The organism is Pseudomonas sp., from assembly GCF_049653025.1.
Taxonomy (GTDB): Bacteria; Pseudomonadota; Gammaproteobacteria; order Pseudomonadales; family Pseudomonadaceae; genus Aquipseudomonas.
In genome coordinates this window covers 893,482-904,728 of sequence record NZ_JBASFM010000006.1, presented here as the reverse complement: position 1 = coordinate 904,728, position 11,247 = coordinate 893,482, and the positions used below count along the sequence as shown (strand labels likewise).

Sequence of the window (11,247 nt, the reverse complement as noted above, 5' to 3'; positions counted from 1 at the left end):
CCTGGCCCATGTTGCCGGCACGGGAGATCGAGGAGATGTTGATGATTGCGCCTTCATTCTTTAGCTCGATCATCTTCGCCGCGACTTCGCGGGTGCAGAGGAACACGCCGGTCAGGTTGACGTCGATCACCGACTGCCACTGCGCCAGGCTCAGCTTGGTGAGTTCGCCGTCCTTGACCTTGATGGTCAGGCCGTCGCGCAGGATGCCGGCGTTGTTGACCAGGCCGTTGATCGCGCCGAAGTCTTCGGCAATCTGTGCCACGGTCTGGGTCACTTGCTCTTCATTGGCGACGTTGCACAGGTAGGCGCGTGCTTCCACGCCCTGGGCCTTGCAGGCGGCCACGGCTTCGTCGAGTTTTTCCTGATTCAGGTCGACCAGCGCCAGCTTGACGCCCTTGTCCGCCAGGTATTCGGCCATGGCGCGGCCCAGGCCCTGGCAGCCGCCGGTAATGATGATGACCTTGTCTTTAAGTTGCATCGCGAATCCCCTCAAATGGTGTCGTGTGGCCTTGCCGGCGGTTAATCTAGGAGCCTCCCGTTCTGTGACGGATTCTATGCAAGGAGTCATAAGTTGAGCGTGAAAGCCCGCAAGCATGCCCGAGAATTGCTGCTCAAGGAATACCGGGGTGCGCTCAGCACCCACTCAAAGGCCATGCCGGGTTTCCCTTTCGGATCAGTGGTGCCTTATTGCCTGGATGCCCAGGGCTGGCCGCTGATTTTGATCAGCCGCATCGCCCAGCACACCCATAACCTCAAGCTGGACGGCAAGTGTTCTCTGCTGATTGGTGAGCGCGGGGCCGAGGATGTGCAGGCCGTGGGCCGCTTGACGCTGCTCGCCGAGGCGCGGCAAGTGGAGGATGCGGCGCAGATCGAGGCGGCGGCGCAGCGCTATTACCGCTATTTCCCCGAGTCGCGCGGTTATCACCAGGCCCATGATTTTGATTTCTGGCGATTGGAACCGGTGCGCTGGCGCTATATCGGCGGTTTCGGCGCAATTCACTGGCTGGATCAGGTGGCCCTGGCCAATCCCTTTGCGGGGGACAGTGAGATCAGCATGCTCGAACATATGAACAGCGACCATGTTGCGGCCATCACCCATTATGTCGAACTAGCAGGCCTGCCTAGCCATGCACCTGCCGAGCTGGTCGGTATCGACAGCGAAGGTTTTCACCTGCGCATCGGCCAGAGCCTGTATTGGCTGGCATTTCCAACATCCTGTAACAGTCCGCTGGAGGTGCGCCAAACCTTGGTGGCACTGGCCCGCGCCGAGGTCTGGCCGACCGACGGTCAGCCTTCAGCTTGAATTCAGCCTAACGCCCCATACTTCTGTCTCATAGGAAGCTGATCTTCCGTTAAGGAACCTTTGATGCGCGCTTTTCTGTTTCTGTTTTTGCTGTTTCCGATCATCGAGCTGGCCCTGCTGATTCAAGTGGGCAGCGCCATCGGCGTGTTGCCGACCCTGTTGCTGGTTATAGGTACGGCCATTCTCGGCAGCGTCTTGCTGCGTGTAGCCGGCGTTGCCACCGCTTGGCGCGCGCGTGAAAAGCTTTCCCGTGGTGAGTTGCCCGAGCAGGAAATGCTCGAAGGCCTGCTGATCGCCGTCGGTGGTGGTCTGCTGTTGCTGCCTGGCTTTATCAGCGACATCTTCGGCGTGCTTTGCCTGATTCCCTTCACCCGCCGCCTGCTGGTCAACAAGGTGCGCCTGCGTGCCGCCGAACAGGCCATGCGTCAGCGCGCCTTTTTCGACGACCAGGTCGCGCGCTCCGGGCAAGTTCGCCCCAATGTGCTGGAAGGCGAATACGAACGCCGCGACTGATTTGCGGCTCGTAAAAAGGCTTTCACATATTAAAAAAATTCACTATCTGCCCTTGAAATCCCCTTGCGCGCCCTTATGTAGCGGTCACCGCAAGGTTTTATGTTCAGACTTCAGCGCTGCGCCTGGCGTAGCGCTACCGGCCTCGCCGGACTTTGCTAACCCGCTGGTGAATACACCAGCCGCTGTAAACCACCTATTGGGAGAGATCGACAATGAAGCTTCGTCCTCTGCATGACCGCGTTGTAATCCGTCGCAGCGAAGAAGAAAAGAAAACCGCCGGTGGCATCGTGCTGCCAGGTTCCGCTGCCGAGAAAGCCAACAGCGGTGAAATCCTCGCTGTCGGTACCGGCCGCGTGCTGGACAACGGTGAAGTGCGTGCCCTGGCCGTTAAAGTCGGCGACAAAGTGGTGTTTGGCCCTTACTCCGGCAGCAACACCATCAAAGTTGACGGCGAAGACCTGCTGGTAATGAGCGAGAGCGAAATTCTCGCTGTCGTTGAAGGTTGATTTCAGCGCCCCGTCGCTACGAATTCCGCTCTATTTGAACGAATCAAGGAATAACCATCATGGCTGCTAAAGAAGTTAAATTCGGCGATTCCGCCCGCAAGAAAATGCTTACTGGTGTCAACGTTCTGGCTGACGCAGTAAAAGCTACCCTCGGCCCGAAAGGCCGTAACGTGATCATCGAGAAGAGCTACGGCGCTCCGACCATCACCAAGGACGGCGTTTCCGTTGCCAAAGAAATCGAGCTGAAAGATCGCTTCGAGAACATGGGCGCGCAGCTGGTTAAAGACGTTGCTTCCCGTGCCAACGATGACGCTGGCGACGGCACCACCACCGCCACCGTTCTGGCTCAAGCCATCGTCAACGAAGGCCTGAAAGCCGTCGCTGCCGGCATGAACCCGATGGACCTCAAGCGCGGCATCGACAAGGCGACCATCGCCATCGTTGCTGAGCTGAAGAAGCTGTCCAAGCCGTGCGCTGACACCAAAGCCATCGCTCAGGTAGGTTCGATCTCCGCTAACTCCGACAGCTCCATCGGCGAAATCATTGCCGAAGCCATGGAAAAAGTCGGTAAAGAAGGCGTGATCACCGTTGAAGAAGGCTCGGGCCTGGAAAACGAACTGTCGGTTGTTGAAGGCATGCAGTTCGACCGTGGTTACCTGTCCCCGTACTTCATCAACAAGCCGGACACCATGGTGGCCGAGCTCGACGGCCCGCTGATCCTGCTGGTCGACAAGAAGATCTCCAACATCCGCGAACTGCTGCCAGTTCTCGAAGCCGTGGCCAAATCCGGCCGTCCGCTGCTGATCGTGGCCGAAGACGTTGAAGGCGAAGCCCTGGCGACTCTGGTTGTGAACAACATGCGTGGCATCGTCAAAGTCGCTGCCGTTAAGGCACCGGGCTTCGGCGACCGTCGCAAGGCCATGCTGCAGGACATCGCCGTTCTGACTGGCGGTACCGTTATCTCCGAAGAGATCGGTCTGAGCCTGGAAAGCGCCACCCTGGAGCACCTGGGCAACGCCAAGCGCGTAATCCTGAGCAAAGAAAACACCACCATCATCGATGGTGCTGGTCAGCAAGCTGATATCGAATCGCGCGTTGCGCAGATCCGTAAGCAGGTTGAAGACACTTCGTCCGACTACGACAAAGAGAAGCTGCAAGAGCGTCTGGCTAAACTGGCTGGCGGTGTTGCAGTGATCAAAGTTGGTGCCGGCACCGAAGTTGAAATGAAAGAGAAGAAAGCCCGCGTTGATGACGCCCTGCACGCGACCCGTGCAGCCGTTGAAGAAGGCGTGGTACCTGGCGGTGGCGTGGCTCTGGTACGCGCTCTGCAGGCCATCAGCGAGCTGAAAGGCGACAACGCCGATCAGGACGTCGGTATCGCTCTGCTGCGTCGTGCTGTTGAAGCACCGCTGCGTCAGATCGTTTCCAACGCCGGCGGCGAGCCAAGCGTAGTGGTCGACAAGGTCAAGCAGGGTTCAGGCAACTACGGCTTCAACGCCGCTACCGACACCTACGGCGACATGATCGAGATGGGTATTCTCGATCCGGCCAAGGTCACCCGTTCGGCGCTGCAAGCTGCAGCTTCGATCGGCAGCCTGATGATCACCACCGAAGCGATGATCGCCGAAGTGGTTGAAGACAAGGCGGCTGGTGGCGGTATGCCAGACATGGGCGGCATGGGTGGCATGGGCGGCATGATGTAAGCCAGCCCGGCCCCTCGCAGGCCGCCGCCAGGCGGTTTGCACGCAGTAAAGAAAACCCCGTGCCTGTCACGGGGTTTTCATTTTTCTGGGTTATACACTTCTCCGCGCAACAAAGCGGTACGCCAATTGCTTTGTTTGCCTTAGGCTCCGGGACTGGAGTCTGTCATCTTGGCGTGTGCTGCTGGTCAGCATGACCGCCCCCTTGTTGTGACCTCACCTGGATGTGCTCTACCACGCGGTTTTTTGCCGTTTCGGTGGAAAAATTGCCGGTTATGGTTTGCCAGCGGCTGTTTTAAAAGCGCTGGTTCTATGACGCTTCACGCTGATGCAAATGGGCAATTAAGTGACCCTGAGGTTGTTACCGCCAATGCGCGGTGATACGCCCCTAACCCTTGGTTTGCCGAAGGGTTGAACCATTGGCGCGAATGCGGTTCGAAGCCTGGCCTGCTAAATGGCTTGCTTGTGGATCAGGATGATCTGGTGTGGTTGCTGGCAGAGTCCGGCAGTAACGACCGCTGGTCGCAAAGAGCGACGCAGCGGTTATCAGTGATCTAGGGTCTACAAACAGCGTTTGGCAGCGCTATCAAGAGGTTGCAGTGATGAAGCTAGAAATCGCACGAGGTTTGTTTGTTGTGGCTGCGCTTAGTGTGGCTTCAATAGCGGCCGCAGCCTGGCAGGAGGCGGGTCCGCAGGTGGTCAGCCACAGTGCAGTGGATCTGGATAATTGCCCGTTACCGCCCCAGGCCCGTGCCGCTGAAACGGTGCGCCCTGACCATGACCTGTTGTTATTGATGTTCGGCCTGTCGCAAGGTATGCGCTCTCAAGGTTGAGGCCGATTGATCCCGCTGGATGCCAGACAGTAAAAAGCCCTGCAATGCAGGGCTTTTTTGTGGCTTGCCATCCATGGCAACCACCCCTTCGGGGCTGTCGCTGCGCAACGTCAAAAATCGCTCCGGACGATTTTTTGTGGCTTGCCATCCATGGCCGCCACCCTTTTCGGGCCGTTGCTGCTCGACATCAAAAATCGTTCCGGACGATTTTTTGTGCCCCGCTATCCTTGGTGACCATCTTTGGGCGTTAGTGAGCCTTGGCAGCTTTTGACGGTGCGTCTGGCTGGGCCAGCAGGCTGTACACGCAGGGCAGTACGAACAGAGTGAACAGGGTGCCGATCGACATGCCGGTGGCGATCACCAGGCCGATGTCGAAGCGGCTTACCGCGCCCGCGCCGCTGGCAAGGATCAGCGGCACCATGCCGAAGACCATGGCTGCGGTGGTCATCAGGACTGGACGCAGGCGAATCGCCGCCGCTTCCTCGACTGCTTCACGGCGCGACAGGCCTTTCTCGCGGCGCAGCTGGTTGGCGAACTCGACAATCAGGATGCCGTGCTTGGTGATCAAGCCAATCAACGTCACCAGGCCCACCTGGGTGTAGATGTTCATGCTCGACAGGCCGAGGAACAGCGGAATCAGCGCGCCACAGATCGACAGCGGTACCGTGACCATGATCACCAGTGGGTCGCGGAAACTCTCGAACTGCGCCGCCAGCACCAGGAAGATCAGTGCCAGCGCCAGGGCGAAGGTCACATACAGCGCGCTGCCTTCCTGCACGTACTGGCGCGAGGCCCCGGCGTAGTCGAAGGCGAAGCCGGCGGGGGCCTCTTCCTGCATGATCTGCGTTACGGTGTCGATGGCCTCGCCCATGCTGACAATCGGCACGCCCTGGATAATCGCCGAGTTGAGCTGCTGGAACTGGTTGAGCTGGGTTGGGCGGGCACGGTCGCTGACCTTGATCAGGGTCGACAGCGCCAGCATCTCGCCGCTCTCGCTCTTCACGTAGTAGCTGCTGAGCCAGTCCGGGTTGTCGCGGTAGGCGCGCTCGACCTGGGCGATCACCTTGTAGCTGCGCCCGTCGATGGTGAAACGGTTGATCTCGCCTTCACCGAGCAGGCTGGCCAGGGTCAGGCCGAGGTCCTGCATGGATACGCCCATCTGTGCGGCTTTCTCGCGGTCGATTTCCACCACCACTTCCGGCTTGTCGAACGCCAGGTCGACGTCGAGGAAGGCGAACTTGCCGGAGTCCACCGCGCGCTGCTTGACCCGCTCCGTCACCTGCAGCAGCGACTGGTAGTCGTTGGGGGTGTTGATCACGAACTGGAACGGCAAACCTTCGCCGGTACCCGGCAAGGACGGCAGGTTGAAGCCGAAGATCTGCAGGCCGGGAATCTGTGACAGGCGCGCCTGAACTTCCGGTAGCAGCTCCATCTGGGTGCGTTCGCGCTCGTTCCATGGCGTCATCAGGAAGCCGCCGATACCCGCTTGCACGCCGTTGAAGCCGTTGATCTGGAACGAGGAGTAGTACTCGGGGAACTTCTTGAAGATGGTCACGAACTCATCGGTGTACTTGTTCAGGTACTCCAGGTTGGTCGGCTGCGGCGCGCTGGCCATCATAAAGATGATGCCCTGGTCTTCGTCGGGGGCCAGCTCGCTCTTGGTGAACTTGAGCAGCACCGGGATCAGGCACATGACGATCACGGCGAACACCAGCACCACGGCGCGGGTGTTCAACGTGCCATGCAGGGCGCGCTGGTAGCGCTGCTTGAGGCTGTCGAAGATCTGGTCGAGCTTGTGCGCCAGGCCCGAGGGGTTCTCTTCGTGGCGCAGCAGGCGCGAGCACATCATCGGTGACAACGTCAGGGCGACGACGCCGGAGATGATCACCGCGCCGGCCAGGGTCAGGGCGAACTCCTTGAATAACGCCCCGGTGAGGCCGTCGAGGAAGCCGATGGGGGCGTATACCGCCGCCAGGGTGATAGTCATCGAGACCACCGGCACGGCAATCTCACGCGCGCCCTCGATGGCCGCGTCGAAAGGCGTCTTGCCTTCTTCGATATGGCGGTGAATGTTCTCCACCACCACGATCGCGTCGTCCACCACCAGGCCGATGGCCAGCACCATGGCCAGCAGCGTCAGCAGGTTGATCGAGTAACCCATCAGCTGCATAAAGAACAGCACACCGATCATCGACAGCGGAATGGTGATCACCGGGATCAGTACCGAGCGGAACGCACCCAGGAACAGGAACACCACGACGATGACGATCAGCACGGCTTCGAACAGGGTCTTCACCACCTCGTCGATCGAAGCTTGGATAAACAGCGTGGCGTCGTAGGCGATCGAGACTTTCAGGTTCGGCGGCAGCTGGGCTTCCAGCTCGGGCATCAGGCCGCGGACTTCCTTGATCACATCCAGCGGGTTGGCGCTGGGTGTGCCCTTGATGCCGATATACACCGAGGGAATGCCATCGAAGGAGCTGATCGAGTCGTAGTTTTCCGCACCCATTTCCACCCGGGCCACATCGCGGATCAGCACGCGGCTGTCGCCCACGGTCTTCAGCGGGATGGCGGCAAAGGCCTCGGCGGATTTCAGGTCGGTCTCGGCGTTGATGCTGGTGACCACGTACTGGCCTTTCACTTCGCCGGCGGCGGAGAGGAAGTTGTACTTGCGCACCGCGTCATTGACGTCGCCTGCGGTCACGCCATAGGCCGCCATCTTCACCGGGTCGAGCCACAAGCGCATGGCAAACACCTGGTTGCCAAGGATTTCGGCCTCGGCCATGCCGGGCAGGGTGGCCAGCTTGGGCTGGATCACCCGCGACAGGTAGTCGGTAATCTGCGGGTTGGACAGCTCGTCGCTGTAGAAGCTGATGTACATCAGCGCCGAGGAATCGGCGGCTTCCTTGCTCAGCACCGGGTCTTCGGCATCCTGCGGCAGCTGGTTCTTCACCTCGTTGGCCTTGGCCAGCAATTCGGTGAACAAGCGGTCGCTATCGGCGCCGATACGCGCATAGATCGAGATGATCGACACATTCTGTCGGCTGACCGAGGTCATGTAATCGATGCCTTCGGCGCTGGCCAGGCTCTGTTGCAGCGGCTGAGTGATATAGCCCTGAATGGTTTCGGCGTTGGCCCCCGGGTAGGCGGTGCTCACCGTGATCAGGGCGTTTTCCATCTGCGGGTACTGGCGGATGGTCAGTTTGCTGAATGCCTGAAAGCCAAGCAGGATGATCAACAGACTGACCACGGTCGCCAATACCGGGCGACGGATAAAGGGATCAGTAAAAGCCATAAATAAATTCCTTTGAGCCGCGCTCGATTACTCGACGTTTGGCTTGGCCTGCGCGTTGGCAATGCTCACATGAGCGCCGTTATCCAGTTTCAACTGGCCGGCGGTGACCACCTGCTCGCCCGCTTGCAACCCCTTGAGAATCACCACCAGGCCGTCACGGCGCTCGCCGGTTTCGATCACGCGGCGTTCGACAGTCAGTTGCGCCTGACCCTTGTCATCCTTGACCACTTGGCCGTCTTCGCCTTTCTTCTCGCCGATCACATACACCGAGTTGCCGTAGAGGGTGTAGGTGATCGCGGTTTCCGGCACGACCACGTGCAGCGGTTCGCCCGGCAGCAGCACCTGCAGGTTGGCGAACATGCCGGGCAGCAGCTTGTTGTCCGGGTTGGCCAGCATGGCGCGGACCAGCAGGTTGCGGGTGGTTTGCTCGACTTTGGGGTTGATCGCGGCGACCTCGCCTTCGAACTCTTCGCCGGGGTAGGCAGCGACGTTCAGGCGGACGCGCTGACCGATGGCCAGTTTCGGTACGGCTTGCTCAGGCAGAAAGAAGTCGACGAACAGTTTGGACAGGTCCTGCAGGCTGGCAATCGGATTGCCAGGGCTCAGGTAGTCACCGGTGTCGACCTGGCGGATGCCGATGGTGCCGGCAAAGGGCGCGAGCACGCGCTTCTTGTCCAGGCTGGCCTGCAGTTGGGTGACGCTGGCCTCGGCCTTGAGCAGTTCGGCATTCAGGCGGTCAAACTCGCTCTTGGAAATGGCCTGTTTGCCGGCCAGGTTCTTGCCCCGCTGGTACTCAACGCGGGCGAGGCCGCGCACGGCGACGGCGGTGGCGAGAATGGCCTGTTCGACCTGGCTGTCAAGTTGCAGCAGCGGCTGCCCCAGGCTGACTTTTTCGCCCGACTGGAACAGCACTTGACTGACGGTGCCTTCGACTTCAGCCGTCAGATCCACGCCCTGGAAGGCTTTCAGGGTGCCGATGGCCGGCAAGCGAGCTTGCCACGGGCGTTCTTCGGCGTGAGCGGCGTCGACGCTGATGGCCGGCTGCGGGGCCGAGAACATCTGGATTTGCTGGTAGATGGAGAAGCCTTTGTAGGCGGCGAGGGCGAGTACCACGACGAGTACTGCGCCGAGCATGATGAGCATGCGGCGGAGCAACATATTCCGGTTCCTTGGCAAGGCAAATGGGGCCTGGGAATAGGCAAGACAGGCACCTTAGCCCCCGCGCCAGGGCCTGTCAAAGATTCGCATTTGCAAAAGGTTATGGTGCAAAAGTTGCCGGATTGTTCAAGTGTTTTTAGGCAAAATGCCAGCACTTACTGGCATTTTGCCTGCTGTTGCACGCGAGTTGGCTCAGGCACCGAGGCGTCTGGTCACTTCACCTAGCTCGCCGGAGAGATTGCGCAGGTTGTGGCTGGCGGCCTGGGTGCGTTCGACGTTCTCCTGGTTGGAGCTGGCGATGGAGGTGATTTCGGTGAGGTTGCGCGAGATGTCCTCGGCTACCGAGGTCTGCTCCTCGGCGGCGGTGGCGATCTGCCGGTTCATGTCGCGGATCGCTTCCACGGCGCTGGTGATCAGCTGCAAGGTGGCCCCGGCCTCAGTGACCTGGGTCACGCCTTCCTCGCTGCGCTGCTGGCCGCTTTCGATGGCGCGCACGGCGTTCACCGCACCGGTTTGCACGGTGTCGATGATCTGGTGGATTTCCGCGGTGGATTCGGCGGTGCGCTGGGCCAGGGTGCGCACCTCGTCGGCGACCACGGCAAAGCCACGGCCTTGCTCGCCGGCGCGGGCGGCCTCGATGGCGGCGTTGAGTGCCAGCAGGTTGGTTTGTTCGGCGATGCCACGAATCACTTCCAGCACCTTGCCGATGCGCCCGCTGTCGTTTTCCAGGCGACGAATCACCTCGGAGGTGTTGCTAATTTCGCCGCGGATATCGGTAATGGTCTTGATGGTTGCCTGCATCACCGTTTCGCCCTGGCGTGCGGCGCTGTCGGCATCATCGGCGGCATTCGCCGCTTCGGCGGCATGTCGCGCCACTTCCTGGGCGGTGGCGGACATCTCGTGCATGGCGGTGGCGACCTGATCGGTGCGGTTGAACTGGTCCTGAATGCCCTGGGTCATGCGAGTGGCGATGTTGTTCAGTTCGCTGCTGGCATTGTCCAGATTGCCGCTGCTCTGCTGCAGGCTCTGGGTGGTGCTGGCGAGGAAGTCGCGCAGGGTGTTGGAGGCGATGGCCAGCATGCCCAGCTCGTCGTGGCGATCGGTACTCACGTGCTGGCCGAAGTGGCCGTGGCTGAGCTCATCGACATGGCTGATCAGATGGCGGATCGGAATAATCAGGTTGCGGTTGACCAGCCACAGGCTGAACAGGGCAATAACGACAGTGGCTGCCAGCAACAGCACGGTGCCGACCAAGATGGTGCGGTCGGCGGCGGCGTTGATCTGCGTGGCCTGCACCAGGCTCTGCTCGCGTAGCTGGGTGACCAGCGTGCTCATCTGCTCGCTGGCGGCGCGGTCAATGCCTTTTACCGCCGCATCGCCGGCCTTGGCATCACCGCTGGCGGCGACGAACGCATCGCGGCCCTTGCGGTAGTTGGTGCCGAGAGCCTGGTGCTCGCTGCGCAGGCGTTCAACCTGGGTTTTCAGCGCCGCATCATCGGCGGCTACCTTGGCCAGTTCGCCGAGGGTGTCCTGCACCTTGCGTTCCTGGGCCTCAAACTGGCCCCAGTACTTGCTCAGGTTCTCGCTGTCCTGGCCGCGCAGCAGAACGTTCTTCCATTCCTGTACCTGGATTTTGAACTCGACGTTGGCGGCGTCGATCAGCCGAGTGGCTTCCAGCGGGCCGTCAAGCAGGCCGCGATAGGCTTGCATGCCGTTAGAGAGGAAGTTGAAGCAAGCCAGGGCGGTGACCAGAATCAACACCAGGCTACCGCCAAGCAGGGCGAGAATTTGCGCGCGCAAAGATTTTTGCAGAAACATGGGCGGATACCCCTGAGTGTGAGATGGCGGGATGCCAGTGACGCAAGTGGCGTCCAGACTGCGAAGATCCCTATCGCCTGGTATCAGCTAAGCCGAGTTACCCAGTAGCAACGGCTATCAA

General features: G+C 60.3%; 9 protein-coding genes. 5 read left to right on the top strand and 4 right to left on the bottom strand.

Going from position 1 to position 11,247, the window contains the following annotated elements:
* A partial coding sequence (locus WBK23_RS07225; RefSeq protein ID WP_424483276.1) for an SDR family NAD(P)-dependent oxidoreductase occupies positions 1-478 on the bottom strand: 478 nt, incomplete at its 3' end.
* Positions 479-571: 93 nt separating this feature from the next.
* Between WBK23_RS07225 and WBK23_RS07220 the strand changes: the two genes are divergently transcribed.
* The 5 genes from WBK23_RS07220 to WBK23_RS07200 all read left to right on the top strand — a co-directional run bounded on the left by WBK23_RS07220 (position 572) and on the right by WBK23_RS07200 (position 4,855).
* A complete protein-coding gene (locus WBK23_RS07220; RefSeq protein ID WP_424483275.1) occupies positions 572-1,303 on the top strand; it encodes a HugZ family protein in 732 nt (243 codons plus the stop codon).
* 63 nt (positions 1,304-1,366) lie between these two features.
* Positions 1,367-1,816, top strand: coding sequence for an FxsA family protein (locus tag WBK23_RS07215; protein ID WP_424483274.1), 450 nt, complete (start codon positions 1,367-1,369; stop codon positions 1,814-1,816).
* 212 nt (positions 1,817-2,028) lie between these two features.
* Positions 2,029-2,322: a co-chaperone GroES gene (locus tag WBK23_RS07210; protein ID WP_090249058.1), complete on the top strand. Its 294-nt coding sequence runs from the start codon at positions 2,029-2,031 to the stop codon at positions 2,320-2,322.
* Between the two features lie 59 nt (positions 2,323-2,381).
* Positions 2,382-4,025 (top strand): chaperonin GroEL, encoded by a 1,644-nt coding sequence (gene groL / locus WBK23_RS07205; RefSeq protein ID WP_424483273.1) that lies wholly within the window; start codon positions 2,382-2,384, stop codon positions 4,023-4,025.
* 599 nt (positions 4,026-4,624) lie between these two features.
* The gene (locus WBK23_RS07200; protein ID WP_424483272.1) at positions 4,625-4,855 is read left to right on the top strand and encodes a hypothetical protein; all 231 of its coding nucleotides are present in this window, start codon (positions 4,625-4,627) and stop codon (positions 4,853-4,855) included.
* A gap of 247 nt (positions 4,856-5,102) precedes the next feature.
* On the opposite strand, the gene WBK23_RS07195 is transcribed toward WBK23_RS07200, so the two are convergent.
* The 3 genes from WBK23_RS07195 to WBK23_RS07185 form a co-directional block, all read right to left on the bottom strand.
* On the bottom strand, positions 5,103-8,150 hold the full coding sequence (locus WBK23_RS07195; protein ID WP_424483271.1) for a multidrug efflux RND transporter permease subunit: 3,048 nt from the start codon (positions 8,148-8,150) through the stop codon (positions 5,103-5,105).
* A gap of 27 nt (positions 8,151-8,177) precedes the next feature.
* Positions 8,178-9,308: an efflux RND transporter periplasmic adaptor subunit gene (locus tag WBK23_RS07190; RefSeq protein WP_424483270.1), complete on the bottom strand. Its 1,131-nt coding sequence runs from the start codon at positions 9,306-9,308 to the stop codon at positions 8,178-8,180.
* 192 nt (positions 9,309-9,500) lie between these two features.
* Positions 9,501-11,126 carry a methyl-accepting chemotaxis protein gene (locus tag WBK23_RS07185; RefSeq protein ID WP_424483269.1) on the bottom strand — a complete coding sequence of 542 codons (1,626 nt, stop codon included), beginning with the start codon at positions 11,124-11,126 and terminating at the stop codon, positions 9,501-9,503.
* Positions 11,127-11,247: the final 121 nt, after the last annotated feature.